We start from the raw sequence: 26,955 nt of genomic DNA, 5'->3' as shown, positions 1-26,955 counted from the left end.
TATATGACGCAGGAATTTAACCAAAGGCTCATTCAGTTACAAGCCGAACAAGCGCAATTAATTAACCGGGAAAACGAGGTTGAGGAAACAGGCAACGGTATTTTTAGCCGGTTTAAATACCCTGTGCTTACAGCGGCTCATACACCGCTTGAATGGCGGTACGATCTCGACGCCAAAACCAATCCTCATTTAATGGAACGCTTTGGTATCAACGCTGTTTTTAACGCCGGAGCCATAAAGTTTAACGGTAAATACCTCATGGTAGCGCGCGTTGAAGGGGCCGATCGTAAATCATTTTTTGCGGTGGCCGAGAGCGCTGACGGCATCAATGGTTTTAGATTCTGGGATTACCCGGTTGAGCTGCCTCAAACCGCTGAACCTGATACTAACGTATACGACATGCGCCTTACCCTGCATGAAGATGGCTGGATCTACGGTTTATTCTGCACTGAACGCCGAGATCCGGAAGCGCCGTCGCATGATCAGTCGATGGCGATAGCGGCATGTGGTATTGCCCGCACAAAAAACCTGGTGAAATGGGAGCGCCTGCCCGATTTGAAAACCAATTCGCCTCAGCAGCGTAACGTGGTGTTGCATCCTGAGTTTGTTGGTGGTAAGTATGCACTATATACCCGTCCGCAGGATGGTTTTATCAGCGCAGGTACCGGCGGCGGTATAGGTTTTGGTTTATGTGATACTATGGAGAATGCGGTTGTTGACCAGGAAACCATCATCCATAACAAAAACTATCATACCGTATACGAAGCCAAGAATGGCCAGGGTCCTGCACCGATCAAGACAGAAAAAGGCTGGCTGCACCTTGCACATGGCGTTCGCAATACAGCCGCAGGTTTACGCTATGTACTGTACATGTTCATGACCGATCTGCACGATTTAACAAAGGTAATTTACCAGCCAGCCGGTTATTTTTTAGCCCCGGTAGGAGAGGAACGTGTAGGTGATGTATCAAATGTAGTATTCTGCAATGGTTGGATAGCCGATGATGACGGTACTGTTTATGTTTATTATGCTTCTTCAGATACCCGCATGCATGTAGCCACCACCACCATTGATAAACTGATTGACTACACCATGAACACGCCGGAAGATGGTTTGCGTTCGGCATCATCAGTGCAGGCGGTTTATAATATTATCGATAAAAACAAAGGTTTAGGTCAGTTACAGGAAGCCAGCGCCTGAACACTTAGACTCTGATTATACATATTCTTTATCTTTCAAGTTTGGGGTAGGTGCGATTCCCCTCTCTTGAAAGGCGATACTTTGTACACATTTCTTTAAGTAAAAGAAAGTGTCATTTCGATAGAGCAGAGGAGGACTGAGGGGGAGCGAAAGAGAAATCTTATACGCCTTGTAAATCTGTATGCATGGTTTAAATCTGGATGTATAAGATTTCTCCTCACCGCGCCCGCACATTCCCAAACTGGTTCGTCGAAATGACATTGGGTTTTTATGATTGATATTCATTGACAAGATGTGTACACTTAGGAACTTAAAAAGGGTTTAAGGCTGTGTTCTCTTCAATCGATGAAGCACTCCGCACTAAACCCGAACTAATTACTAAACATCTAAAACCAAACACCACTTAACAGCATGTTAAAAACTGTTATGGAAAAGGTGTGCCTGTAAACTATGACAAATAACATGCTTCAACCATCAAACGCTGTTTTAAAAGATCAACTCACTGCCTTCAGCAACGAGCTAACAGAAGAGTTGAAAAACATACTCAACTATTGGCTCAGCCGCACGGTTGATGAAGTGAACGGTGGTTTTTTGGGGAAGATTGATAACGAAAATCAGGTTACTGCTGATGCCGCGAAAGGTTCGGTGTTAAATGCACGGATCCTGTGGAGCTTCTCAGCTGCATACAATCAAAACCCTGATGAAGCTTATTTGCAGGCGGCAACCCGGGCATATGATTATATCAAAGCACATTTTGTTGATGAAGAGTTTGGCGGCATGTATTGGTCGGTCGATTACGAGGGTAACAAGCTTGACACCAAAAAGCAGGTGTATGCCAATGCTTTTACCATTTATGCGCTTAGCGAATATTATACCGCCTCAAAACTGGAAACAGTAAAAGAGGAAGCTATCGGCCTGTATCGGCTTTTGATCGACAAAAGCTATGATTGGGATAAAACCGGTTATCTCGAAGCTTTTACGCGCGATTGGCAGCCCCTTGGTGATTTGCGGCTGAGTGCCAAAGATGCCAACGAAAAAAAGACCATGAACACCCATCTGCATGTACTGGAAGCTTATACCAACCTCTACCGCATCTGGCCTGATGATGGACTTAAACAGCAGATAGAAACCCTGATCAATAACTTCTTTGATCATTTTATTGATGCTGAAGCCGGACACCTTGTGCTGTTTTTTGACGAGGACTGGAATCGCCGGTCAAACACGGTATCATATGGGCATGATATAGAAGCCACCTGGCTTTTACTTGAAGCGGCCGGGGCTATTAATAACCAGGAAATGATAAAAAGGGTTAACAGGATTTGTATCACGATAGCTGAGGCAACTATGCATGGCTTAGATGCGGATGGCGGTTTATGGTATGAATATGAACCGGCAGAAGATCATCTCATCAAAGAAAAACATTGGTGGGTGCAGGCCGAAGCCATGGTTGGTTTTTATAATGCCTGGCAGTTAAGCGGGAATGATAAATACCTTCAACTTGCCCTTGATAACTGGGCTTTTGTAAAAGATAAAATACTGGATAAACAAAACGGCGAATGGTTTTGGGGCATCAGGGCTGATGGCAGTATTATGCCCGGCGAGGACAAAGCTGGCCTTTGGAAATGCCCCTACCACAACAGCCGTGCGTGTATTGAAATTATTAATCGGATAAAGACATTAAAATGAAATTAATAAAAATGTTCGTAGCGGTTATCCCGCTCGCCCTCCTGATTGTGGGGGCATGCAAAAAGGGCAGTAAGCCAGCGCCCGACCCAACCCCCGTTGTCGTTGACCCGGGTAATGGTGGCGCAACCGGCCCTATCACGGCACCAACTGATCCTGCAGTAGCGGCAAGCCAGGGTTTTTTCCTGGACGACTGGCAGGGGAAAACTTTCACCAAACCTGCTACTGTTGATGCCGCCAAACCTGCTGGGAGCACATCCATCACCATAACGGCCGATTTTAGCCAGGTAGTATCAAAAGTATCCAAATACATGTTTGGTAATAACATTAACCCTTTTACCGGCCAATATACCGATGCCGGTACGGTAACTAATATTACCAACCTGTCGCCAAATATTATCCGTGCGCCGGGAGGCAGCTTATCTGATATTTATTTCTGGGATTTACCTGCGTATGGCAAGCCTGCCGATGCACCCGATCATCCATTGAAGCCGGATGGTACGGTTGATACGAATACCGGTTACTGGAGCGGTAATGTAAATGATAGCTGGTCGTTAAGTTTAAGTAATTATTACAGCCTGCTGCAAAAAACAAATACTACCGGTATCATCACCGTAAATTACGCCTATGCCCGCTACGGTACCAGCAATGACCCTGTGGCTACTGCCGCACACCTGGCCGCGCAATGGGTAAGGTATGATAAGGGCAAAACCAAATATTGGGAAGTTGGTAACGAGTGTTATGGCAATTGGGAAGCCTGTTATCGCATTGATGTAAGCAAAAATAAAGATGGTCAGCCGGCTATAATTACTGGCGATTTGTATGGTAGGCATTTCAAAGTTTTTGCAGATTCGATGCGCAAAGCCGCTGCCGATATTGGCACAACTATAAAAATTGGGGCTGTATTGCATGAAACCACCGACAATTCAAATCCCACCATCGTACCTAATTGGAATCCCGGTGTATTAGGTCAGATAGGTGACAAGGCCGACTTTTTTATCGTACATAACTATTACACCAACTACAACGAAAACTCTACTGGGCTAACCATCCTCAATACCGCTCCGGAATCGTCAAAAACAATGATGGATTATGTTAAAGGGGCCATCCAAACGGCGGGTGTGGCACAAAAGCCCATCGCACTTACCGAATGGAATATTTTTTCATCAGGTTCAAAACAACAGATCTCAAATATTGCCGGTGTACATGCCGTAATGGTTTTGGGCGAAATTATCAAAGATCAATATGGCCAGGCCAGCAGATGGGATCTGGCAAATAGCTGGGATACTAACCACCCGGGCGACGATCATGGTTTGTTTAGCATTGGTCAGCCGGATGCCCCTGATTTTACACCACGGCCGGCATTTTATTACATGTATTACTTTCAGAAATATTTTGGCGACAGGATGATCAGTTCTTCGGTTAGCGGAAGTTCGGATATTGTGAGCTATGCTTCATCGTTCAATTCGGGCGAGGCTGGTGTAGTACTGGTGAACAAAAGTACTACCGACCAGGTGGTAAGCATCAATTTTAAAAACTACTATACCGGCAGCAATTATTATTACTACACGCTTAAAGGTGGTACCGATAACGGCGAGTTCTCGACTAAAGTACTGGTGAACGGTATTGGCCCGACAATAGCCTATGGAGGCCCGTCAAATTATAAATCCATAGCTGCAAGTTTAACCAGTACCAGCGGGGGTATTAAAGTAAGTGTGCCGGCAAGAGGCGTTGTTTTTTTAGTAACCGATAAAAAATAATACGTCTGAATATAGCTTATGTTTAGTTTTGAATGCATTAATAGAACCCAGACTTACGAGGTTTTTAAAACTTCGTAAGTCTTCTCATAGCAAGGATACACCATTTAAAAGAACAGTCATCATGAGCAATGTTTTTAAAGCAATTATCATTTTATGCCTGCTGATCAAGAGCTCAACCGCAATGGCGCAACTGTTTGAAACTGCCGATAAAAAAGCTACCGCCGAAACCCGGCAGCTTTTTTACGGTATGCAGCGCCTGCTGAATGCGGGGGTGATATTTGGCCATCATGATGACCTGGCTTATGGCGTTGGCTGGCGTAATGAACACGGGCGCTCGGACGTGAAAAGTGTTACCGGATCATATCCGGCGTTGTACGGTTGGGATCTGGCCAAAATTGAGCATGATAGCATTCATGATATTAACGGCATAGCTTTTAAGCAGCAAAAGCAGTTTGTTAAGGATGTTTATGCACGTGGTGGTATCAATACCTTTTGCTGGCATATGGATAATCCAGCTAACGGGAAAACAGCCTGGGATACCACTCAACACACTGTAAAAGATCTTATCCCGGGCGGCGCATTTCACGATGTATATGTTGCTTACCTTGACTGGGCAGCTAATTACTTAGTCGATATGAAGGGGCCGGAAGGTGAAGCTATCCCCATATTGTTCCGGCCTTTTCATGAGCTTACCGGTAACTGGTTTTGGTGGTGCAAAAACACCAGCACGCCCGATGAATTTAAGGCGCTGTGGTGTTTTACTATCGATTATCTGCGCGATAAAAAGAAGTTGCACAACCTGCTCATCGTATATTCGGCGGCTGATTTTGAATCGGAAGATGAGTTTCTGGAACGCTACCCTGGTGATGCTTATGCAGATTTTATCGGCTTTGATAACTATTGTACTAATAGCGTGGAGCACTATCAAATTAAGCTGGATAAACGTCTTGCTATTGTTGATGCCATCGCCGCAAAGCATCATAAATTATCATGCCTGCCCGAAACCGGTTATGAAGGTGTCCCCATGGCCAACTGGTGGACGGATGTACTGCTGAAAACCCTTGCCAAACATAAAGTATCCTACGTAATGGCCTGGCGTAACGGAAACGAGCATCATTATTACGTACCATATCCCGGTCAGTCAAGTGCCGATGATTTTATGAAGTTTTATAACAGTCCGCAAACCATTTTCCAAAACCGTATAACGCCTTTAGGTATTTATGGTAAACCGAATTGGAAAACCCGCTAATCAAAAGCTCCCCCTTTAGGGGGCTGGGGGGCTTTTAAAACAACCACTCCCGATATTCCGGCCAGTAAAGAAGCTAATAAGATCCCATACTTTGCCTGATCAATCATAGCTGCGCTGTCAAAGGCTAATGCCGATATAAACAATGACATGGTGAAGCCCACGCCTGCAAGTAGTGCCACACCAGTCATTTGTTTCCATGATGAACCTGCGGGTAATTGTGCACCAAATTTTACCATAAGCCAGGTAAAGAGTAATACCCCCGTGAACTTTCCGGCAAGTAAGCCTATGGCCACCCCCATGCTAACGGGGTTAATGAGTGATGAAAAAAAGTCATGACTTATTACAATCCCCGCATTAGCCAAAGCGAAAAGCGGCATGATGATAAAAGCCACCCAGGGGTGCAGGGCATGTTCTATTTTTTGGAGCGGTGTTTCGGCATCAAGGCTTAGCTTTTTTATTTTATCAATGATGTGATGCTGTTCTGGTGTTACGAGGGTACTGTTGTTGGGTTGCTCGTTTTCAAAATCGGTGAGGTATTGCTTTATTGATTGAGCATACGCGGTCTCGCTGATGCGGGTACGGGCAGGGATGGTAAAAGCCACCAGTACCCCGGCAATAGTTGCGTGCACGCCCGAAAGTAAAAAGGCTATCCAAACAGCAAAGCCTGTTATCAGGTAAAATGCTGTGCTCCTGATCCCCATTTTATTGCCGATAAGTAGTAATACCAATAACCAAACACCAACGGTAAGCGGTATTAGTGCTATGTGGCTGCTATAGAATAAGGCGATGACCAGCACTGCCCCAAGGTCATCCGCTACAGCCAATGCCGAGAGGAAAACTTTTACCGATGACGGAATATGCTTACCTGCCATAGACAATAAAGCCAGCGCGAAGGCTATATCAGTAGCCATTGGGATTCCCCAGCCATGGGCAGAGGGTTTACCTGCGTTGAAAAGGAAAAAGATCAAAGCCGGTACCAGCATCCCGCCTAAAGCGGCAAACATAGGCAGCGAAGCCTTTTTTACGGATGATAATTCGCCGGCCATAAACTCACGCTTTAGTTCCAGGCCAATCACAAAGAAAAATAAAGCCATGAGGCCATCATTGATCCAAAGATGCAGGGGATGGTCTAACACATATTTATCAAAGCCAAGCGATAGTTTAAGGTCCCAAAGTTGGTGGTAACTATGCTGAAATGGCGAGTTTACCCATACAATAGCCACAATTACGCTAATGAGAAGCACTATGCCACCGGTATGCTCCTGCTTTATGAATTTGCTTACCGGCTGCGTGATTTTATCAATAGGGTAGCTTTGTTTCATAGATGATGTAAAATAAGGAATTATTTTGTTTTCGGAAGGTTGACCAGCCGATTACTGTCTCATTAAAACAAAAAGCCGCTATAAAACATTTATCAATGAAACAGGATATTATGAACAACTATCAGCAAAAATGGATAAACACATTGAAAAATGCCCACGTAAATGGTTGGGAGATTAAGCCGCAGGGAGATGATATCTTTGTAGAAATGCCACATGTGACAGACCTTAAGCTGATTAGGGATAACCTGCCTGAAACGCTTGCGTTGATGGCTTTGGATATTAATTTACCGAAAGAAAGGCTGAAATTTATTTTTCACAACGGGTATGAACAGTTTGAATACCTGCTTAATCCTGCTGTTGAGGATTTGGAACAGGGGGGCTAAAATCAACCGTTGCTGTTTCGCCGGGTAATTCTTCTTTGGCATTGTCCGAATCAAGTTTAGCCATGGTTGATCCAACTACCACCGAAATCCCCATGCAGGCTATCAGGATAAAAGATGCCCTGAGGGTGGCAATTCCGGCAATAAAACCAATAACCGGCGGGCCAACCAAAAAACCCATAAAACCAATGGTTGATACTGCAGCCAATGCAACTCCCGGCGACATGGTTTTTGATTTACCGGCAGCACTATATACCATAGGCACTACAGATGATACGCCAGCGCCAACCAGTAAAAAGCCAGCCATTGCTGTATAAACATAGGGAAAAGCTACTGCTATCAATAAGCCTGTTGCGGTTAATGAGCCGCTTACTTGCAAAGTGCGTTTTAAACCAAATTTGTGTGCAAACCAGTCGGCAACAAAGCGGCCTCCGGCCATGGTGAGCATGAAGGTGGTAAATCCTATGCCTTCAAGTTCTACAGGGGCAAGTACAACTTTTTTAAAGTAGATTACGCTCCAATCGAACATGGCGCCTTCGCAGATCATAGAACAAAATGCAATGATCCCCAGTGTTATCAGTGACTTATCGGGCATGACAAATACCGGCCCGGCGTCGGTTACCTTATCATCTTTAAGGTAACGGGCAGCTACAGCAACGCCTATGGCAATCACGACGAGCATTATTGTGAAATGATGGAAAGGAGAAATTCGGTTAGCTATCATGATGAAGGTAGCTATACCTGCACCTACAAAACCGGCCAGGCTCCACAGTCCGTGAAAAAAGGCCATAATTGGTCTTTGGTAAAGCTGCTCTGTAGCGACGGCTTGTGTATTTACAGCAATGTTTACCGAATTGCTCGAAAAGCCAAAGCACAAAAGGCATACGATAAGCTGAAAAGTATTTTGAGCCAGTCCCAAACTTACCAAAGCGGCTGCATAAACTAATAGGGCACCTATTGCCAGCTTTTTACTACCTATTTTGGTAATGATCCAGCCCGAAAAAGGCAAGGAGCACATAAGGCCAACCGGTAGGGCAAATAATACTGCACCCAACCCGGCATCAGACAAACCTAAATTTTGCTGAACCGTAGCAATTCGCGATGCCCAGCTTGAGAAACTTAATCCCGCCATAAAAAACATGGCGCCCACAGCAATGCGAAGCGTTAATTTGTTTATAGTGTCTGTTTTTGGAGGGGTATTATTCATGTTTTAGTGATGCCATAGTGTCTAATTGACACTATGAATTAACGACACAAATATAAGGTAATTAATTGTACTTTTAACAAGCTAAATCGTTTTTTACTTTTTGGTGAATTAACGCTGTTTAAAATGCAAAAGCGATCATTTTCACCAGTTTACAGGTAAATGACCGCTTTCTGAAATATACTGTTCTTTTTAGCCTTTTACATTAAATGAGCCAACAACTGTATATGTTGTGCCTGTGCTTAAATCTTTAAACTCAGCTTTAAATGTGCCCACTGCATTTCCTTTCATGGCACTTGAATGATTTAACGTAGTGAAAGTAACTTTGCCGCCAAAAAAAGTTGCGTTAACGTTTGTACCTAAATCTACACCACAATCAACAATGTCGTAAGTGCCGGTGGTCAGGGTACTTGCAAGTAGCTGAAACGTAAGCGAGGTATTTCCGTTTAAGTTGGATATGATACTTTGACCTTTATCGGAAAAGATATTCGGATCGTTAGACACAAGCGATGGCCCGTTCACTACAACTTTAGCGCCTCCGTTAACCTGATACGAAATAGTCCCCTGTGCGGCAGCCGGGTAATCAGAGCCATCATCGGCTGTACTGGTTCCAGTTCCGGTACCCGTGCCAGTTCCTGTCCCTGTTCCCGTTCCTGTGCCGGTCCCTGTTCCCGTTCCTGTTCCCGTTCCTGTTCCGGTCCCAGTTCCCGTACCGGTCCCAGTCCCAGTTCCCGTATTTGTGGTAGGGGTTACATCAACTGCTTTTTTTTCTTTATCAGGGCCAAGAGGGGGATCAAGCTTGCAACTGCTTACCGAAGCTGTTACCATGAACAGCATAAATACTTTATAGTAGATTTTTTTCATGTACAAAGGGCGTGATAGTTTATGGCTTTAATGATTTAAATATAAGCATTTTAGCCATTTGTACGTGAATGCAGAATTATTTGATACAAATAATGTTAAGAAAAGTTTACATTATTTACAATCTCCGTCCGGACTGCATGATTCGCCTTCAATAATATCAAATGCAGGTTTGGGATTTTCCTGCTGCCATCCTGCAAATGCTTTTGCAAGAGTATCATTAAATACAGCCACTTCCTGTGCTCCTGATACAGCATATTTGCGGTTCATTACAAAAAACGGAACGCCGCGTACGCCTAAATATTGAGCTTCGGCAATATCGTGTTTTACATCGTCGGCATAAGCATCGCTTTCGAGTGTTTGTTTAATTTCTTCGGGATTCAGGCCTATCGCTGTACCGAGTTCTGTTAGCGTTTTAGTATCATCAATATTACCCCCTTCGGTAAAATAGGCCTTGAACAAAGCCTCTTCAGCAGCATCGCCTAAACCGTGCTTTTTAGCGAGGTGGGCTAACCTGTGAGCGTTAAAGCTGTTAGCCACAACCGATTTGTCAAAATTATAAGTCAATCCTGCCTGTGCAGCCATTTGGGTAACATGATTATTCATTTGTTCGGCATGCTCCAACGTCCAGCCTTTAATATCTGCCAGGTATTGATTAATGCTGATATCAGGGTTTGTTTTTAGATCGGGGTTTAACTGGAAGCTTTTCCATTCAATCTCAATTTGCTCTTTTCCTTCAAAGTTTGCCAGTGCTTCCTCAAACCTGCGCTTGCCTATATAACAAAACGGACACATCACATCCGACCATATTTCTACTTTCATTATTTCGTTTTAAATGTTTAAACAAATTTAACGCATATGGATTGCTATCCCCGTAAGGGCAAAGTAAAATTAAAAGGGTTCGGTGCGATAAAATTATTTTGACGCGCATTAATTGCTTTACATAGCTTCAGCTTTAAAAAAAAGTAAGGGAAAATCAAGTGCACGGAGATAATACTAATTATGATTATCAGTTGTTGATAATGCTTATACGCTTAAAGTATGCCTATACTTGTATACCTGAATTATAATCCTTTCATGAAAAAATACTTTACTGTCATTGCTTTATTAGGCAGCTTCACTGTCCTCGCTCAAAAAAACGCCCCGCTAACAAACAAATCCTTTGCTGCAAACGCACAGCATAACGGTGTTTATACTACAATGAACTATAGCACATTCGGGGGCTTAAAATGGAAATTTACCACAAAAGGAAAAATATTTTCATCGCCTTTAATTGCCGGTAGTAAAGCTTATATAGGCAGCGAAGATCATAATCTTTATGCCATTGATTTACAAAGTGGTAAGCAGGTTTGGAAATTTGCCACCAATGGAGCTGTAAGCTCATCGCCGGCTATACACGGTAGTAGCATTTGCTTTGGCAGCTATGATGGTTACTACTATATGCTGAATGCGAACACCGGGAAGTTAAAATGGAAATTTAAAACCGGCGGAGAGAGAAAAGTGGGTGCTAAAGGCCTTTGGACTATGAAACCACTTAATAAATACATGGATGACCTGTATGATTTTTTCCTGTCGTCGCCTGTTTTTAATGATGACATAAATAATCCGACAGTTTATTTTGGTAGCAGCGATGGTAAGTTTTATGCCCTGGATGCAGGTACAGGAAAACTAAGATGGTCTTTTAAAACAAATGGTATTATTCATAGCAGTCCGGCGGTATATCATGGCAAGGTTTATTTTGGCAGTTGGGATACATACCTGTATGCCCTAAATACTGCGGATGGCAAACTGGTATGGAAGTTTAAAACAGCCGGTCAGCCGGTTTATCATTTGCTTGAGGGTATCCAGGCTTCGCCAACCTGCAGCAATGGCATGGTTTATTTTGGATCGAGGGACAGTTATTTTTATGCGCTTAATGCCGAAAAAGGTACGCAGGTATGGAAATACAGCGCCAATAGTTCATGGATACTGACCACGGCGGCCGTGCAAAATAATACGGTTTACTTTGGTACATCAGATACCTACCAGTTTGTAGCAGCCGATGCGCACACCGGTAAACCCAAATTTGTTTATAAAGGTAACGGTTACCTGTATTCGTCGCCGGCACTATCAGCAAATACGGCCTTCTTTGGTGATTTTACCGGTAAACTTTTTGCGGTGAACCTTTTATCGGGCAAAGCAACGGACGTATTTATAGTTCCGGGCCGAAAGTTAAATGCTGCTAATGTTTTAAAGGATGATACACTTAATTTTGCTCATGCAGCAGGAGGAGCCGATAACAGTCTTTATCAAACAGGCATCGATGTCATGAATAAATTATATACACTCGGGTCTGTTGTGTCATCGCCGGTAATTGACAATGGGGTGATTTATTTTGGCAGCGCTGATGGATCGTTATACGCGATAAACCTGATTAAGTGATTTATTTGTTGGCAGATAATTTTTTGTAATTGTAAATTTTTATAAATTAGGAAATTATAAACCGATTATAAAATTATTGAGATTAAGCCCATTGCTCAAGATCTATTGAACAAGCATGAGATGGAACAGTGCTAAAATATTCTGGATAGGCATTATCCTGCTGGTAGTGCCGGGTCTTATTCATGCTTACCTGTTAATGCCCTTTCCCGGCAGCCAGGATCTGAATGCCATAACCGTTTGCTATTATCTCGAAAAGGTGATCATGCCCCTGCGGTTAATAGGGATGCTGTTCATAGTTTGGTACCTGTTTAAATTCTACGCTAAAAATACTTTTAAACAAAAGATTGTTAAGGCCGCAGTTTTTGTGCTTTGTATAGGCAGCTTTTATATAACTGATTATATGTACAAAGCCGAAACTATGTTTAAAGAAACTGCAAACGCTGTTTTTGTCAACGGGTTAAAAAACAGGGTGCCGTTAAACTACCTGGTGGTTGGTGTTGTGAATAACGGTGTGGCCAAGGCTTATCCATTGATATATTTAGGCTATCATCATAAACTGCAGGATGATGTGGGCAACAAACCTGTTTTGGTTACTTATTGCACCATGTGCCGTACCGGCAGGGTTTATAGTCCGGTTATAAATGGTGTAAGGCAAAACTTCAGGCTGGTAGGGGCAAGGCATTATAACGCCATTATTGAGGATGAAAGTACTAAAACCTGGTGGTACCAGGCTACGGGTAATGCCGCCGTTGGCAAACTTAAAGGACAGCAACTAACCGAACTGCCTTATGAGCAATTGACACTTGCAGCCTGGTTACAGAAGCACCCCGAAACATTGATATTACAACCCGACAGATTATATACCGCCGATTATGCCGACCTGAAAAACTATGATCGCGTTCAGGCTATAGATCGCGACAGTACTATAAAGAATAAAGATTCCCTGTTTCGCAAAAGTTGGGTGATAGGTGTGATCATCAACGGAAAAGCCAAAGCTTATGACTGGCGCCATATGTATGCCAAACGCCTGCTTAATGACGAATGGAATAAAAGTTCGCTGCTGATAGCTATTGAGAAGGACAGCCTCAGCTATCACGCCTGGAATACATCAGTAAGCGGCAAAACTCTTCATTTTAAACTGGATGATAAGGGCATGCTTACTGATGAGGAAACAGCTTCGGTTTGGGATTGGGACGGTCTATGCCTAACCGGTACGCAAAAAGGGCAACGCCTTGCTAAAATACAGGCCTACCAGGAATACTGGCATTCATGGAAACATTTTCATCCCGGCACCTCATTCTGGAAAGGTGATGAATCATTGGAGCAAACGGCATCTATTTACCCTCCGTTTTAAGGCAACAGCTTTAATTAAATAGCGGTTGCTATTTTGCTGATGTCATCATCGTTCAGCAGATTATCTTCAGAGATAGACGGATAATACTTATTCAGGATTTTTTGGATAAGTTGGTAGCTTTCAATAGACTGGATAGGAGCTGATGCCAGTTCGGTGATAGTTGAGCCAATGAGTTTAAGTTTTTTGGCCTCGTACTGGTTGATCACAAAGTCGGAAGTTTTTTTCTTACGGCTTTGCTGTATGAGATCATCAAGTTTCTTGATCTCTTCAACCAGGTCAATCATTTTTAATACTTCCACCTTTTTCATCAGCGCCAAAATTAGTGATTTATTTGTAACAAGGGGTATAACGGGATATTTGTTGTATTGTTTGCAAGTATGAGACGGGTACAAGGCGCAATTGTTACGAACAAAAGAGGTTGTATCATAAAGCAAATTTACAACCCGGTGTTGTGTTAATTATAAATTAAACTTTGGTGATAATATTGCGCAAAAGGGGGTTAACACTTTTTTGGCCTAAAAAACACTTAACTATCTTATTGTAAATATTTTAAGTAAAAATTAGCGCTAAATTGTGTTAACCCTGTTAACCCCCATTTTGTTAATAAAGTTAATTAAATGAAAACTATGTATCGCTTAAGTATCTGAAAACAAAAATGAGACTGATCAATGATACAGCCTCTTCTGATAAACTTTAAGAAATATACCATTGCCGCGTCGCCCCGTTACGCAGGCTCGTGCGGCTCCTCGCAATGACACTTTTTCATATAGTTAATTCTTATCCTCCGTTGTATCCCTTTCAACCAAAGCCATACCGCATTTGGGGCAGGTACCGGGCTTATCAAAAGTAAGATCGGGGTGCATGGTGCAGGTATATTTGCCTTTTTTCTTCGCGGTTGCAGTGCTGTCGGCTTTGCCGGTGTTTTTAACAGAACTGTTGCAGGCGCCAAGTGCAAAGCAGGCTAAGGCTAAAATGATAAAGCTTTTTTTCATTGGTTATTTGTTTTTAATGAATGAGGCAAGCCCGAACAATGACACTACCAGCACACCAAGGGCAGCCAGCATGCTCACTATATCGCGGATATCCTTACCCGCCCAGGTCATGCCAAAATACTTGTGTAAAAATATAAAAGACAGCCCTTCAACCCGGTCAATCCCTGCAACTTTTGTAGCCAGTTTTGATGAAGTTGTTTCAATATACCAATTGCTGCCATCCGGATAGCTTACCCGTTGAACCGGGAGGCGTTTGTTAATGAAACCATACTCATTGTCAAACTGCTTTATCCGGCTAACTTTTACCCTGCCATAAAACTTGCCGGGATCCTGGTTAGTATGATAATAGGTACTTAAAAAACGGGCGTATTCTTCATCGGCGTTAAGCTGCTCCTTGCCGGTTGCAGTATTGAAATAGGAGACCTGCTTTTTGTTATCTGTAACCTGGTAATAGCTATTACCGTCAAAGCTAACTATCGCTACTCTTTTGATGAGACTATCGGCAATAGGAAGCTGCAGGTTTGATATGGCTAATTGTTTCCTGTCTATCACCTGTCCGTAATCGGCCTTTGGTGTTTCTGTATTATGCAGCTTTACCGCAAGGTGAAATGCCCCGCTGATCACGAAAGTAAACATCACAAAAGAAACAATGAGCCCTATTTGTCTGTGGAAACGATGGACGAACCGTTTGTCTTCCCCGCCGTTTTCTTTACGTTTTTGGGTGATGGATTTAAACTTTTTCCACATCAAGCCATAAACTGTTAAACCGCTGATGAGCGCAAACAGCATTACGGTCATAATAATGAGTAATACAATGTTGCGGAAAGTATCGCCACCGATATCGGCCAGAAATTGCCAGGTATGAAATTGCTCAAACAGCCATAGGAACGCTTTGCGGGTATTGTTATTAAACGTACCCATGCGGCTCTGGCTGGTTTCTACATAAATATCCATCCCATCAGGGCGGTCAAAGCTGATCTTCCAAACAGGTAGAAGATGATTGATAGGCTGGTATTGCCCATCAAAAGTTGTTTGGTAATCTATTTTTTTGATTTTGGATGTTGAATCCTGTGTAAAATAGCGGGCCAGGTAAGTGGCATATAGCCTGTCACCATCTTTTAGCAATACGCCATCATTGGCCGAATAATAGTTATATACGCTATCCTTACCCAATACCTGATAAAAAGTGCTGTGATTAAAATTAACCAGGCCAAAATTCCGGATGGCAGTAATGCTGTTTTTGTCCAGCACCTGCTGAATACTGAGCAGCGGTTTCATTTGGCTTTGCGGTAATGGCTTAAACACTTCCTCGGCAATTGATGGCCTGAACCAGTTGGACATGAACGGGTGCGAAAGCCCGCTCAATGTCCAGAATATGACCGGGATAAGGGCTGTTAAGCCCAGTACCCGGTGCCATTTGTAAAATTTGCTTTTTACTGCTGCTGATGCCATGATCAATATTTTGAAAATGAATAACTGATACCTAAGGTATAGGTACGCGGTGGCGCGGCGTTATAAGTGTCGCCATACTGGCTGCTGGTAACCGTTGTAGCGTAAAGCTTGTTGGTTAAATTTAGTACATTGAACCAAATGCCTGCACCTTTCAATACGCTGCTTTTTACATCATAACCTAAGCGCAGGTTGTAAATATCATAACCCGAGTAGGTTTTGGTATTAGCAGGATTAGTATAGTATTGGTTGATATGTTGCCACTCTGTTGCTATCCTGAAACCGGGAAGGTATTGCGGTTTGTAAGTAAGTTCGGAGTTGGCAATCCAGGCCGGGGCGTTGTTCATGCGTTTGCCGTCATAGTTGGTTACCGTGTTGGTGCCGGTGGTGTAATTGGTGGTTACTTCGCTGTATTCAACATAGGTATGCCTTGCATTGGTGCCGCTGAACCTGAAGGTAAGCTCTTTAACAGGGGCTACGGTAAGCGAGTATTCAATACCGCGATGGCGTGTTGCGCCGGCGTTTTGATTTTGCGTGGTGTTATCGGGCAGTAATTGGTTAATGATTTCGTTATGGCCTTCCAAATCAAATATGCTCAGCTCAAAATACAGCTTTTTGTTAAAGGCAGAGAACCAGCCGCCTGCTTCGTAGTTATCAAAGGTGGCCTGTTTAAGCTGGGTGAGCTGGCGCGAGCTATACAAATCACCAGTCTCTGGCGGTTGGAAACCTACGCTGTAATTGGCATACAAGCCTTTGTTGTTACCAAAGTTATAGGTAATGCCCAATTTAGGGGCGACAATATTAAAATTGTTGGTTTCCTGCTGTTTGTATTTAGTTTGGCCAGCCGGTATTTCATTATCAAAATTGTAATGAACCCTGTCGTACCGTAAGCCGCCTACTATTCTTAACGCTTCAACCGGTTTGATCTCATACTGAACATAAGCCGCTGTGTTAAATAACTTGATCTTATAATTATCGATGTACCTGCCTGTATTGGTAAAGCCGGTATAGTAGTTATTAGCTACATCCTTGGTGATGTCAAGATATTGGGCGTAGTATGAACTCGGACTATCATCCATATAAACACCGCCTATTAACCTCGAATGCAGGAAATCAAAATCAACCCGATGCTGTGCCAGTAAACCATAGCTGTTAAATTTCTGATCATTCACCTGTCCGTTGCTGCTTTTGTAAACACCGTTGGCATCGCGAACGTCGGATATAAAATAGCTTGGCAATTGCGCGGTTGAATTGCCACGGAAAAAGAGCGTTACAAAGGTGCTGTTTTTATCATCCCACTGATGATCGAGGCGGGTGCTGGCGCGGAATGATTTTACCTTGCGATAAGTGAAACGCTGATTGGCTCCATAGCTTCTGTTATAAAAACGGGTGCTGTCCAAACTGCCGGGAGTTTGGGTGTTTAGATAATTGTAGGCTGCAGAAGTAGTAAGCTTGGTTTTTGCACTGAAATCATAAGTAGTTTTGAAATTGGCCGAGTATTTATCAAAATCAGAATAGTCCTGCCAGCTATCGGCCTGGTGGGCTACATAACCGCCAACATACAAACCAAATTTGCCTTGTGTAAAACCTCCATCAGCATCTACCCGGCGGTAATGGTAATTATCGCCCTGAACAGAAACATTGCCTGCATAGCCTGTAGGTGGCCCCTGGGTAATAAAGTTAACCGCGCCGCCTATTGAGTTACTGCCGTAAAGCGATGATGCCGGCCCTTTAATTACTTCAATGTCCTTAACACCCGACATGTTGATCTCATATAGTGAGTTATGGTTAAAGATGCCGGTAGGGCGAATAGGTACGCCATCTTCCATATACAGGTAAAGCGCATTATAAGTGATAGGCTGACGGATAGCCATGGTATGTTGCTCGTTACCCAGGTTCACCATGTAAACACCTGCTACCTTGTTCAGTAACTGGTAAAGGGCAGTAGCCTTGGTATCCTTAATTTGGGTAGAGTTAATTTTACTGATGGCGATAGGAGCATCCTGCCTGGCCTGGCCTTCGCGACTGGCGGTTACTACAACGGGTTGCAAATCCACCATTGAGGGTTCTAACGCGATATCAAGCTTTTGGCCTTTTATGGCAGATACTTCGATAATACGCGCACTGTAACCTACCATGGCAAATTTAATCCGGGTAATACCCTGAGCATTGATACTGAAATGGCCTTTGGCATTGGTCATGCCCAGTTTTGCGCTGTTTTGAACATCTGCATTGCAGATTGACGCACCGGCGATAGCCTCATGCGTAATGGCATCAGTAACAGTGCCTTGTATAGTAGTTTGGCCGTAAGCCAGTGTTTTAATAAGTATAAAAGTTATAAGTAGGATTAAATATCGTTTCATTATATAGTATTACAGGAGTTACCTCCCGGTGTAAAAAATGGGTAGAAGCATACTACATGTCATTGCGAGGAGGAACGACGAAGCAATCGCGAACTTTGCAAGCAGGCCTGCAGGTTTGCAACTATGACGTCTCCTTTGCAAGGAAATGAGTTGTTGATTTAATGATTGGGAACGAAAGCGGCCTCATGCAAATAGGTTCTGCATACGTGCGATTGCCAGGCTGCGCTCGTAATGACATGGTTGTAGTTATATCGTAAGCATAACTATTCAATATCATCAATCAAAAACCAATAAAAATGAAATGATTATCCTAACTGCGGAGGCTGGAATATCGTAGCCGGGCGATCTGCCGGTACGGTTGGGGTGTAGGGGGTTGAAATAACCTGCAACAGGCTGGAGTGGAATTTTACATCAGTTGAACTGATGACATAAACCTCCTGAAAGAGACTTTTTTGCGACTGCCTTTCGTCGCTGGCCTGCTTGTCCTCTGCCTGTTTGATCTTTTTCGCGAAGTAACATTTACCGTCGCAATGCAGCCAGGGTTTGTTCCTGTTTTCGCAAAGCTTGGTGGCAATGTAATTCCTGTTCAGCTCAAAACCCGCGAAAATGAAAAAGCGCGAGAAGTTGACCGTGATCAGCGAAAAGATGAGTAAATAGGCTGTAATACGTTGCAGCATGGCGCAAAGGTACGCCCTGCGCGTTTAATAAGCAATATTTTGTTTAAAGTCGTAAGTCTTAAGTTTTAAGCCCGAAGTTCTAAGTCGGTAGCCTTAAGCCCCGGTAGTAAGTAGTGACTTAAGACTTAGAACTTAAGACTCCCGACTTCATTTATCTCTTTTCAACGTAGCATGCATATGCTGGCCTTTGTAAACCAGGTTCATGCCGATAGAATCTGCATAAACTTTACCTGTATGGGGCGAGCTGCCCCCTGGTACCGGGATACTGAATGAAAAGTTATCGCCGTTAATCATGCCGTCGGTAATGACTACATCGCCCTGTGGGGCATGGGCTGTACCTGTAAGTTTACCGCTGTCTATCTTAAATGTATAACTTAAGGGAAAATGATCATCGCCCGGAAGTTTTAATGAACCTATCCATTTGCCGTTGATATCGGCCATCGAAATAAAACTAAAAGCGGTAATGATAACAAACGCACTAATCGCCAGGAACTCTTTTTTCATTGTTGATATAGTTTAAGCAGATGCCTACATGCAGTAATTTTAAACTATATACAATTTTGTTGCCTTTAAGTTTAATAAAAAAGAAAAAACCCTACCGAAGGGTAAGGTTTTTCCTTTTTTATATTTTAGAAAGCAGGGTCTCCTCGACAGGTTCAGACGGTCAGTCCCTTCTTCAAAGTTTATAATCTTTTACTTCTTATCAACCGGCCTTTTCAACACCGAGTTGCTTTTTGAGCCGTTGATATCCAGTTCAACACTAATCGAATCGCCCATGAATTTACCTGTATGAGGGATCACGATACCGCTGGTAGCTACTGTAAACGAAAAGTCGGTACCATTGGTTTTGCCTTCTTTAATATCTACATCACCTTCGGGGGTTAAAGCTGTACCGGTTAATTTATCACCGTCAACTTTAAAATTGTAAAGTAAAGGGTATTCCTGCCCGTCACTTGTAACCAGTTTACCTGCCCATTTGCCGTTTAAATCAGCTATAGCGGCAAGGCATATCATAAAGCAACTTACTAATAGTGTAGTAGTAAAAATCTTTTTCATAAAATGTGAGTTTTGGTTTATAAATATAAGAACCTTGATTTATAGGATGAAATGATTACATGATATTTTAAACGATTTAAATATTATGTAATCCTTAAATCAGGAGAATCAAGGTTATTGAGCTCTTTTTAAAGTACTATGTATTTTTGATCCATTTGCTTCAATATCCACCCCAACCGAATCACCGTAGAATTTGCCCGTGTGAGCAATGTGGATGTCTTCGATATTTACGGTAAATTTGAAATCATTGCCGGTTATTTTGCCGTCTTCAATTGGCATATCGCCTTTAGGTGTTTTGGCTGTTCCGGTTAGTTTATCGCCGTCGATCTGGAAATTATAAAGTAACGGATAAACTTCGCCGCTTTCCATTTCAAGTTTACCTTCCCATTTACCGGCAATTCCGGCAATGGCGGCAAAACAGGCCGCAAAGCAAGCGGCTACAAGGGCTAAGGTTAAAAAAGTTTTTTTCATAGCTGTTGTTTTCATCGGTAAATGTATAATCGATATTAAACCAAAACGTAAACTGTACATTAAATTTAGCGTTAGGATTGCTATCTGTTTGTAAACAAAAATTGTACTGCAACAGACTGATGATCAACGCCGGATTGATTTTTTTACTTTTACTTGTATTTAGGGGCTTTTTATGACTATCTCTATATAAATGTTAACAACACATTTCTAATTATTCAAAATGATTGTACCTTTAAATCTGCATACTAACCGGGCGAAATCCTGTTTCGCCATACATTTTAAACAACCTATATGATAAAAAAGATCTTTACTGCATTGCTTTTGCTGAGCGGCAGTTACCTGGGCGCTTCTGCACAGGATGTTCAGCTTAACAAAGGCTGGAAATTTGCCGTTGGCGATTCTGCGCAATGGTCGTCCCCAACTTTTAATGATCAAAACTGGCAAAACATTGATGTTGCCCACTCCTGGGAGGCGCAGGGACACCCTAATTATGATGGTTTCGGCTGGTACCGGATCCATATAGTGATTCCTTCATCACTTAAAGAAAAATCCTATTTAAAGGATAGCCTTCGTTTACACCTGGCCAGTGTTGATGATAATGATGAGGTATATTTAAACGGCAAGTTGATCGCCAAATATGGTGGGCACAGCGGAACTATTAAAGATGGAAATTATGGGCCGCGAACTTATAATATTTCAGCTTCCGATCCGGCCATTTTGTGGGATAAAGAAAATGTTCTTGCTATCCGTATTTACGATACCGGTGGCGATGGTGGCATTTATGGTGATAATTTTAGCCTTGGCATGGCCGATGTAATGGATCATGTTGCGGTAAATACCGATGGTGATTTCATCTTCGGAGAAAATAACAGCCTGGCAAAATCAGTTAAGCTGATCACTACCAATAAATACCAGTACCAGGGTACTTTAGCTTTTAAAGTTACAGATCCTGAAAACGGGGCGGTGATCTATGAAAAAACAAACCCGGCAAACTTTACTGCCGGCAAACCATTCACCTATTCGTTCGTGATAGCCCGGTTAGCAAAAAAATCATATACCATTGCCTATACTTTTACCGACCAAAAATCGGGTAAAGACATTGTTAAAACCGAAACTACACCGTATATCCTTACGCCTTATCCATCGGCCAGACCAAAAATAAATGGCGCCGATGTTTACGGTGCCAGACCAGGGAATCCGTTTCTGTATCTGATCCCGGCTACCGGCAAAAAACCGCTTATTTATAAAGCAGATGGGTTGCCTGCCGGTTTAGCGCTTGATGCTAAAACAGGTATTATCACCGGCTCTATAGGCCAGAAAGGGGAGTATCCGGTAACGCTTACTGTTACCAATAGTTTAGGCAGCAAAACCAAAACGCTTACCATAAGCATTGGTGATAAAATTGGCCTTACGCCAGCCCTTGGTTGGAATAGCTGGAATGCCTGGGGATTGAGCGTAAACGATGAAAAGGTAAAAATTTCGGCCAAAGAAATGTCAGATAAATTGAGCGCTTATGGATGGAACTATATTAACATCGATGACGGCTGGGAAGCAGAAAACCGTGCAGCTGATGGCGCAATTGTAGCAAACAGCAAATTTCCGGATATGAAAGGCTTGACAGATTATGTGCATAGCCTTGGTTTACATACCGGTATATATTCATCGCCCGGCCCGCGTACCTGCGGTGGCTTTTTGGGCAGCTGGCAACACGAGGACCAGGACGCCAAAACTTATGCCGACTGGGGTTTTGACTATCTAAAATACGACTGGTGCTCATATTCAGAAGTTACCCCGCCACATCCCGACCTGCCGGCGCTTAAGAAACCATATGAGCTAATGCGTTCATCTTTAAACAAAGTGAACCGTGATATCATGTTTAGCTTTTGCCAGTACGGCTGGGGCGATGTTTGGAAATGGGGCGCAGAAACCGGCGGTAACAGCTGGCGTACTACAGGCGATATCCAGGATACCTGGAGAAGTATGAGCGATATCGGTTTTAGCCAGGATCCTGCTTCGCCATATGCCGGTCCGGGGCATTTTAATGATCCGGATATGCTGGTTGTTGGTAAAGTAGGCTGGGGGCCAAGCTTGCATAACAGCCGTTTGACCTATGATGAGCAATATACTCACATCAGCTTATGGAGCTTATTGTCTGCACCATTACTAATTGGTTGTGACATGGGGCATTTAGACAGGTTTACGCTTAGTTTGCTAACCAATGACGAAGTACTGGCTATTGACCAGGATGCTTTAGGCAAAGGCGCAAGGCAGGCTTCCAAAACAGATGATCAGCAGATTTGGGTAAAGGAACTTAACAAAGGCGAAAAGGCTATAGGTTTCTTCAATACATCTGATAAATACCAAACCGTTAATCTTGATGCTAATGACAAACTGTTAAAAGGCTTTGCCAAAGCCCGTGATGTTTGGGAACAAAAATACCTGATAGCAGTTAATCATAAATATACTTTCAAAATACCACCGCATGGCGTAAAGCTAATCCGGGCTATGTAAGTTGATTTTGTTTAATATCAAAAGGCCTTTGTTTACTCGACAAAGGCCTTTTTTATATGCAGTAGTTTAATAAAAATCAGTTCGGCACATCATAATGATATATCGGCGAAAAAACACCCTCACTCGTAGTGTAATAACCTTTGCCATCGGGTTGAAAGCCTATGGCTTCTCCCTGCTTCTCAACTTTATAATTAAGCTCCTGTGGTTTACGTATCATGGTTTCCCATATTGGCTCATTGTGCTGGCGGCGCCAGTAATAAACCTTATCATAGCTCTTCAGCAGGATCTGCTGCCCATCTTTTGAAATGTCACCGGCGGTGATCCATTTAAAAGGTTTAAAGCCTTCAAAGTATAGTTTGCAGCGTTTGGTTAATACCGTTGTTGTATTGGCTTTGTATTTTAATGGAGTGGTATAAACAGCAACGGTATCACCTCTTTTGCTAACAATGATCAATTGCTGGGCAATTGGATCGATCATCATTGTTTCAGCATCTTTAGGGCCATCAGGATATTTAAAATCTGCTCTTACTGCTTCGGTGTTTACATTCGCGGCATCGCCGGTGGCCCAGGATTTTTTTTCGGCCATGCGGTAAACTGTAATATAGGGGCGGTTTTGAGCGTTATCGCCTATATCGCCAAGATAGACATAGCTTTTACCTTTTTGTGGACCGGGGCCTACGTCAATATCTTCGCAATCCTGTACGCCCAGTTTATGCGTACTGTCGCCTTTAAAATAGATAGTTGATTTAAGCTTGCCACCGGCAGTTATAGCAAAGAAACGGCTGGTATCGCCGCTGTCGTTATGTACATAGTAAATATCCGGACTAATGGATGATGCCGCAATACCCGACGTTTCATCCATCTCCTTATCACTTAAGGTACCTGTGATATCCTGTCTGTCAAAAAGCCTGTGCTTGGCAAAGGCCCCCATGAAAAGAAGGGATACAATGGGTAGAAGTATATTTAATTTTTTTGACCGGCTCATTCTGTTTCTTGCAAACAATAACGCAAATTACGCGCATTAGTATGAAGTTGATATTAATTATTTGATTTTGTTACGACTATATGAAAAATGTATAACAAACAGCGCAGATAGCACACAATATTCGTACCATGAAACTATTATGCCGATTCAAAGGCATGTAATAAAGCGTTTTGCTGGCATATTTCGGCAGGGCTGCGGTAATCGGCCAGCTCAAGCTCCTGAGCATATTTGCAATTGCAGGGATGTCCGGGTTCAATAAAAACGGGCATATCGTAACCTTGCTGCTGGTAATATGGGGTGATGAATGCTTTTACCGGAAGGTCATTAGCTATAGAAACAATTTCGGCAGTAAGCTTTTTTAAAGGTTTCAAAAGCAGTTTGATTTCACAAAGCCTGAAGTTATCATAAAGCGGAATCCAGCGTATGATATTATCAGTGGTAACGGCAATTGCATTGTGTTTTACCCCCGTAAGGATGCCAATATTGACTTCGCTTTGTTTAAAAGACTGATGATCATAACTTGCTGACCGATATAACGGCTAAAAATCATGAGCTGATCGGCTACACTTAGATATTTTATTTTGCTAATTTTATTAGCAAAATACGAAAATTATTTGCTGTGATGCAAGGGGAAATGAAAGTGATTTTTTATATGTCGTTGCGAGGAGGAACGACGAAGCAATCGCACATTATACAGGGCGGATATGCTTCCGTGCGGTTGCCACGCTATCGCAAGTAATGACAATTAGCAGGTTGCCGCAATAAAAAAGGGCCTTATTTCAGGCCCTTTTTTGTTATTCTTATTTTTCAACATCTGCAAGCTCCTGCTTGGATGCTTCAGCTTTAGTAAGATCGATATCTGGCTTTGAAACGTCTGTTAATGCTACACGACCGCGGTCTTTACGCAGAATGCGGTTAAATAGCGAGATCTCCCTGTCGAACAAAAACTGGAAGAATAGCTTTGTCCATGAAGTATGATAGTGTAAAGTATCGTAGTACTCAGGGGCAGTTTTCCTGATCTCAGGAAGTTTATTCCATGGGATAGAAGGAAAATCATGGTGTTCGTTGTGAAAGCCTACGTTAAAGGCTACGGCATTGAAATTGCCATAATAACTATAAGTTTCCTGTTCTTCAGTAACGGTAAGGTAATGCTCCTGGATCCAGCGTGCACCCAATGGGTGAAGGCCAACCGAAAAAGAGAAGCTTAACAGCAGAAACGCTACTGCATGCCATCCCATAAAGTAAGCGATAGCGGTTGTAAATGCAGCCTGTAATAACCAATTGGTCAGGATCCAGCCGTCAAACGGATGGATTTCCCTTAAACGTGATAAACGGAAAAGCTGAAATACCGGGAAAAACAAAAGCCAGATTGCTTTACCAAAAAACGAATTGCTGATCAGTTTGGCTTCCCAGCGGTTTGGTAAATCGGCATCAAGCTCATGTACACCCTGAAAAGAGTGATGTTTGATGTGATATTTTTCGAACGAAATAGCGCTTGGCAGTATCTGCGGTAAATTGGCAAACATAGATGCCCAGCGGTTAGCGTTGCGATTTTTGAATAACAACTGGTGTGTGCATTCGTGGATCATTACAAACAACGCATGATCGGCAAAAGCTCCAAGCAAATAGGCCGCTCCAAAAACTATCCACCATGATTGATCGCGTACAAACCAGGCCAAAACAACCTGGAAAGCTACTAAACCAACAATAGCCCAAATGGTTGCCGGGTTTTTGCCTATAAGCTTACGCAATTGCGGAAACTGCTTTAAGATTTTTTTTGTGCGGATGCGATGAGGTTCAGACTCCTGGGAATAAACAAAATCAGTCTTTTTAATCATATAGTGTTAAAACGTTAAATATAACGATAACGTGCACAAAAGTTCATTTTTTTGTAAAAATTTATTAGTAATATCAGGAATAAGGAAAATCTTCATGATCATTTCATATAAATTTCATATAAAATTTACTTTAGTTTTGTTTGAAAACAAGTACCTTAAAAGTATTTGGGATTGTTTTACGTGTACCAGGTTCAAATTGTGCTACACTTAAATAAATTTTGTGGGTTTTGGCGTCGAGTGCCATTGTTCTGGCTCTTTCAGCAGTTTTGAGGTTCTGGATTACCTCGTATTCATTGGCCGATTTTTGCTTAATGATGGTAGTAACACCATCGCCGCATGAGCAAAATATCAATTTGGTTTCCGGGTCATAAACAACAGCATCAACGCCGGCACCAATTGGCAGGGTAGTAGTTACTTTACCTGTTTGGATATCAACAACACTTACGCCTTTATTTTCGCGGCAAACAGTAAACAGTTTTTGATTAACAGCATCAAGTGCTAAGCCGGTCGGGCCGCCGCAGGGTGCAAGAGGATAGTTTTTAATTACTTTAAGGCTTTTGCTATCAATAACATTGAGGCTGCTTTTATCTTCAAGGTTATTATAAATTTTGCCTTTCCCATCAGATACCGCAAATTCAGGTCCGCCACCAAGTGCAACAGTACCAACCTGTTTAAGCGTCGCCGGATTGATTACCGACGAGTTATCGCTTTCGCCGTTGAAGGTAAACACGCGATCTGAGTAAGGGTCATACATAATGGCATCCGGGCCATTGGCCCCCGTAAGGGCAATAGTGGTGATGGTTTTAAAAGTTTTTAAATCAAAAACCACTACAGCATTTGCCTTGCCATCACTAATGAAGCCCCTGTTAAGTTTATTTACTATGGCTATACCATGTACCCCTTTCATGTTATCAATAACGCCAACGGGCTTTTCGGTATCCAGGTTAATAACATTTACCGATGTGCCGTGCGATACGTACAGATTGCGGTTTACTTTATCAATAGATAGATAATCGTAACCGCCATCACCCGGAAGCACGATAGTTTTATCGGCCACATAGGTTTGTGCGCTGAGTTTAAAAGGAGCTATACCTGCAATAAGCAAGGCTACGGCCAAAATTTGCTTTTTCATTTTTCGGGATTGTTTATTGCCATGAAATTAAGTCCCGAATCTGTAAA

General features: G+C 42.7%; 24 protein-coding genes. 8 read left to right on the top strand and 16 right to left on the bottom strand.

Translation table 11 applies throughout. From position 1 onward, the window contains the following. Positions 1–3: 3 nt before the first annotated feature. The 4 genes from AC59JO_RS03465 (at position 4) to AC59JO_RS03450 (ending at position 5,892) form a co-directional block, all read left to right on the top strand. Positions 4–1,200 (top strand): glycoside hydrolase family 130 protein, encoded by a 1,197-nt coding sequence (locus tag AC59JO_RS03465; RefSeq protein WP_413669212.1) that lies wholly within the window; start codon positions 4–6, stop codon positions 1,198–1,200. Between the two features lie 462 nt (positions 1,201–1,662). Next, positions 1,663–2,886, top strand: a complete 1,224-nt coding sequence (locus tag AC59JO_RS03460; protein WP_497303439.1) for an AGE family epimerase/isomerase — start codon at positions 1,663–1,665, stop codon at positions 2,884–2,886. Beyond that, positions 2,883–4,643, top strand: coding sequence for an alpha-L-arabinofuranosidase (locus AC59JO_RS03455; RefSeq protein WP_497303437.1), 1,761 nt, complete (start codon positions 2,883–2,885; stop codon positions 4,641–4,643). Before AC59JO_RS03460 ends, AC59JO_RS03455 begins: the two co-directional genes overlap by 4 nt. Before the next feature lie 121 nt (positions 4,644–4,764). After that, complete coding sequence (locus tag AC59JO_RS03450) at positions 4,765–5,892, top strand: glycoside hydrolase family 26 protein (protein ID WP_497303435.1); 1,128 nt, start codon at positions 4,765–4,767, stop codon at positions 5,890–5,892. Here AC59JO_RS03450 and nhaA read toward each other — a convergent pair. Then, entirely contained in the window at positions 5,889–7,214 is a 1,326-nt protein-coding gene (nhaA, locus tag AC59JO_RS03445; RefSeq protein ID WP_497303433.1) for a Na+/H+ antiporter NhaA, read from the bottom strand. The two genes, AC59JO_RS03450 and nhaA, sit on opposite strands and share 4 nt — an antisense overlap. 95 nt (positions 7,215–7,309) lie before the next feature. Between nhaA and AC59JO_RS03440 the strand changes: the two genes are divergently transcribed. Further along, complete coding sequence (locus AC59JO_RS03440; protein ID WP_413669207.1) at positions 7,310–7,597, top strand: hypothetical protein; 288 nt, start codon at positions 7,310–7,312, stop codon at positions 7,595–7,597. Here the strand turns inward: AC59JO_RS03440 and AC59JO_RS03435 are convergent. The 3 genes from AC59JO_RS03435 to AC59JO_RS03425 form a co-directional block, all read right to left on the bottom strand. Further along, complete coding sequence (locus tag AC59JO_RS03435; protein WP_413669206.1) at positions 7,560–8,801, bottom strand: MFS transporter; 1,242 nt, start codon at positions 8,799–8,801, stop codon at positions 7,560–7,562. The genes AC59JO_RS03440 and AC59JO_RS03435 overlap by 38 nt on opposite strands. A 189-nt stretch (positions 8,802–8,990) precedes the next feature. Continuing rightward, positions 8,991–9,662: a hypothetical protein gene (locus AC59JO_RS03430; protein ID WP_497303431.1), complete on the bottom strand. Its 672-nt coding sequence runs from the start codon at positions 9,660–9,662 to the stop codon at positions 8,991–8,993. Between the two features lie 111 nt (positions 9,663–9,773). Next, positions 9,774–10,481 (bottom strand): DsbA family oxidoreductase, encoded by a 708-nt coding sequence (locus AC59JO_RS03425; RefSeq protein ID WP_497303429.1) that lies wholly within the window; start codon positions 10,479–10,481, stop codon positions 9,774–9,776. Positions 10,482–10,700: 219 nt separating this feature from the next. Between AC59JO_RS03425 and AC59JO_RS03420 the strand changes: the two genes are divergently transcribed. Both AC59JO_RS03420 and AC59JO_RS03415 read left to right on the top strand, forming a co-directional pair. After that, the gene (locus AC59JO_RS03420) at positions 10,701–12,080 is read left to right on the top strand and encodes an outer membrane protein assembly factor BamB family protein (protein WP_497303427.1); all 1,380 of its coding nucleotides are present in this window, start codon (positions 10,701–10,703) and stop codon (positions 12,078–12,080) included. Positions 12,081–12,195: 115 nt separating this feature from the next. Next, entirely contained in the window at positions 12,196–13,434 is a 1,239-nt protein-coding gene (locus AC59JO_RS03415) for a DUF3179 domain-containing (seleno)protein (protein WP_497303425.1), read from the top strand. Between the two features lie 14 nt (positions 13,435–13,448). Here AC59JO_RS03415 and AC59JO_RS03410 read toward each other — a convergent pair whose 3' ends face one another. The 8 genes from AC59JO_RS03410 to AC59JO_RS03375 form a co-directional block, all read right to left on the bottom strand. Continuing rightward, positions 13,449–13,742 carry a hypothetical protein gene (locus AC59JO_RS03410; RefSeq protein ID WP_091217888.1) on the bottom strand — a complete coding sequence of 98 codons (294 nt, stop codon included), beginning with the start codon at positions 13,740–13,742 and terminating at the stop codon, positions 13,449–13,451. 462 nt (positions 13,743–14,204) lie between these two features. Beyond that, positions 14,205–14,426: a heavy metal-binding domain-containing protein gene (locus AC59JO_RS03405; RefSeq protein ID WP_413669201.1), complete on the bottom strand. Its 222-nt coding sequence runs from the start codon at positions 14,424–14,426 to the stop codon at positions 14,205–14,207. 3 nt (positions 14,427–14,429) lie between these two features. Further along, the gene (locus AC59JO_RS03400) at positions 14,430–15,878 is read right to left on the bottom strand and encodes a PepSY domain-containing protein (RefSeq protein WP_497303422.1); all 1,449 of its coding nucleotides are present in this window, start codon (positions 15,876–15,878) and stop codon (positions 14,430–14,432) included. A gap of 2 nt (positions 15,879–15,880) precedes the next feature. Next, on the bottom strand, positions 15,881–18,238 hold the full coding sequence (locus tag AC59JO_RS03395) for a TonB-dependent receptor (RefSeq protein WP_497303420.1): 2,358 nt from the start codon (positions 18,236–18,238) through the stop codon (positions 15,881–15,883). Positions 18,239–18,543: 305 nt separating this feature from the next. Continuing rightward, complete coding sequence (locus AC59JO_RS03390; RefSeq protein ID WP_091217873.1) at positions 18,544–18,915, bottom strand: hypothetical protein; 372 nt, start codon at positions 18,913–18,915, stop codon at positions 18,544–18,546. 147 nt (positions 18,916–19,062) lie between these two features. After that, on the bottom strand, positions 19,063–19,419 hold the full coding sequence (locus AC59JO_RS03385; RefSeq protein ID WP_413669198.1) for a hypothetical protein: 357 nt from the start codon (positions 19,417–19,419) through the stop codon (positions 19,063–19,065). 189 nt (positions 19,420–19,608) lie between these two features. Then, positions 19,609–19,971, bottom strand: coding sequence for a hypothetical protein (locus AC59JO_RS03380; RefSeq protein ID WP_413669197.1), 363 nt, complete (start codon positions 19,969–19,971; stop codon positions 19,609–19,611). 114 nt (positions 19,972–20,085) lie between these two features. Next, positions 20,086–20,442, bottom strand: a complete 357-nt coding sequence (locus AC59JO_RS03375) for a hypothetical protein (RefSeq protein ID WP_497303417.1) — start codon at positions 20,440–20,442, stop codon at positions 20,086–20,088. 291 nt (positions 20,443–20,733) lie between these two features. On the opposite strand from AC59JO_RS03375, the gene AC59JO_RS03370 reads away from it, so the two are divergent. Further along, the gene (locus tag AC59JO_RS03370) at positions 20,734–22,953 is read left to right on the top strand and encodes a putative Ig domain-containing protein (protein ID WP_497303415.1); all 2,220 of its coding nucleotides are present in this window, start codon (positions 20,734–20,736) and stop codon (positions 22,951–22,953) included. A 76-nt stretch (positions 22,954–23,029) separates the two neighbouring features. Here the strand turns inward: AC59JO_RS03370 and AC59JO_RS03365 are convergent, their stop codons facing one another. From AC59JO_RS03365 to AC59JO_RS03350, 4 genes are all read right to left on the bottom strand, one after another. Continuing rightward, positions 23,030–23,938, bottom strand: a complete 909-nt coding sequence (locus AC59JO_RS03365; RefSeq protein ID WP_497303414.1) for a hypothetical protein — start codon at positions 23,936–23,938, stop codon at positions 23,030–23,032. Positions 23,939–24,075: 137 nt separating this feature from the next. Beyond that, the gene (locus tag AC59JO_RS03360; RefSeq protein WP_497303412.1) at positions 24,076–24,309 is read right to left on the bottom strand and encodes a hypothetical protein; all 234 of its coding nucleotides are present in this window, start codon (positions 24,307–24,309) and stop codon (positions 24,076–24,078) included. A gap of 429 nt (positions 24,310–24,738) precedes the next feature. Next, complete coding sequence (locus tag AC59JO_RS03355; protein WP_413669192.1) at positions 24,739–25,776, bottom strand: fatty acid desaturase; 1,038 nt, start codon at positions 25,774–25,776, stop codon at positions 24,739–24,741. 130 nt (positions 25,777–25,906) lie between these two features. Further along, positions 25,907–26,908, bottom strand: a complete 1,002-nt coding sequence (locus tag AC59JO_RS03350) for a YncE family protein (RefSeq protein WP_497303410.1) — start codon at positions 26,906–26,908, stop codon at positions 25,907–25,909. Positions 26,909–26,955 lie beyond the last annotated feature (47 nt).

The organism is Mucilaginibacter sp. A5337, from assembly GCF_059690695.1.
The sequence above is the reverse complement of the archived record's forward strand: the minus strand, read 5'-3'. Positions and strand labels throughout refer to the sequence as shown.

Coding starts and splice junctions, on each gene's coding strand:
- AC59JO_RS03465 (WP_413669212.1), top strand. CDS start 4: ATGACGCAGGAATTTAACCAAAGGCTCATTCAGTTACAAGCCGAACAA.
- AC59JO_RS03460 (WP_497303439.1), top strand. CDS start 1,663: ATGCTTCAACCATCAAACGCTGTTTTAAAAGATCAACTCACTGCCTTC.
- AC59JO_RS03455 (WP_497303437.1), top strand. CDS start 2,883: ATGAAATTAATAAAAATGTTCGTAGCGGTTATCCCGCTCGCCCTCCTG.
- AC59JO_RS03450 (WP_497303435.1), top strand. CDS start 4,765: ATGAGCAATGTTTTTAAAGCAATTATCATTTTATGCCTGCTGATCAAG.
- nhaA (WP_497303433.1), bottom strand. CDS start 7,214: ATGAAACAAAGCTACCCTATTGATAAAATCACGCAGCCGGTAAGCAAA.
- AC59JO_RS03440 (WP_413669207.1), top strand. CDS start 7,310: ATGAAACAGGATATTATGAACAACTATCAGCAAAAATGGATAAACACA.
- AC59JO_RS03435 (WP_413669206.1), bottom strand. CDS start 8,801: ATGAATAATACCCCTCCAAAAACAGACACTATAAACAAATTAACGCTT.
- AC59JO_RS03430 (WP_497303431.1), bottom strand. CDS start 9,662: ATGAAAAAAATCTACTATAAAGTATTTATGCTGTTCATGGTAACAGCT.
- AC59JO_RS03425 (WP_497303429.1), bottom strand. CDS start 10,481: ATGAAAGTAGAAATATGGTCGGATGTGATGTGTCCGTTTTGTTATATA.
- AC59JO_RS03420 (WP_497303427.1), top strand. CDS start 10,701: ATGCCTATACTTGTATACCTGAATTATAATCCTTTCATGAAAAAATAC.
- AC59JO_RS03415 (WP_497303425.1), top strand. CDS start 12,196: ATGAGATGGAACAGTGCTAAAATATTCTGGATAGGCATTATCCTGCTG.
- AC59JO_RS03410 (WP_091217888.1), bottom strand. CDS start 13,742: ATGAAAAAGGTGGAAGTATTAAAAATGATTGACCTGGTTGAAGAGATC.
- AC59JO_RS03405 (WP_413669201.1), bottom strand. CDS start 14,426: ATGAAAAAAAGCTTTATCATTTTAGCCTTAGCCTGCTTTGCACTTGGC.
- AC59JO_RS03400 (WP_497303422.1), bottom strand. CDS start 15,878: ATGGCATCAGCAGCAGTAAAAAGCAAATTTTACAAATGGCACCGGGTA.
- AC59JO_RS03395 (WP_497303420.1), bottom strand. CDS start 18,238: ATGAAACGATATTTAATCCTACTTATAACTTTTATACTTATTAAAACA.
- AC59JO_RS03390 (WP_091217873.1), bottom strand. CDS start 18,915: ATGCTGCAACGTATTACAGCCTATTTACTCATCTTTTCGCTGATCACG.
- AC59JO_RS03385 (WP_413669198.1), bottom strand. CDS start 19,419: ATGAAAAAAGAGTTCCTGGCGATTAGTGCGTTTGTTATCATTACCGCT.
- AC59JO_RS03380 (WP_413669197.1), bottom strand. CDS start 19,971: ATGAAAAAGATTTTTACTACTACACTATTAGTAAGTTGCTTTATGATA.
- AC59JO_RS03375 (WP_497303417.1), bottom strand. CDS start 20,442: ATGAAAAAAACTTTTTTAACCTTAGCCCTTGTAGCCGCTTGCTTTGCG.
- AC59JO_RS03370 (WP_497303415.1), top strand. CDS start 20,734: ATGATAAAAAAGATCTTTACTGCATTGCTTTTGCTGAGCGGCAGTTAC.
- AC59JO_RS03365 (WP_497303414.1), bottom strand. CDS start 23,938: ATGAGCCGGTCAAAAAAATTAAATATACTTCTACCCATTGTATCCCTT.
- AC59JO_RS03355 (WP_413669192.1), bottom strand. CDS start 25,776: ATGATTAAAAAGACTGATTTTGTTTATTCCCAGGAGTCTGAACCTCAT.
- AC59JO_RS03350 (WP_497303410.1), bottom strand. CDS start 26,908: ATGAAAAAGCAAATTTTGGCCGTAGCCTTGCTTATTGCAGGTATAGCT.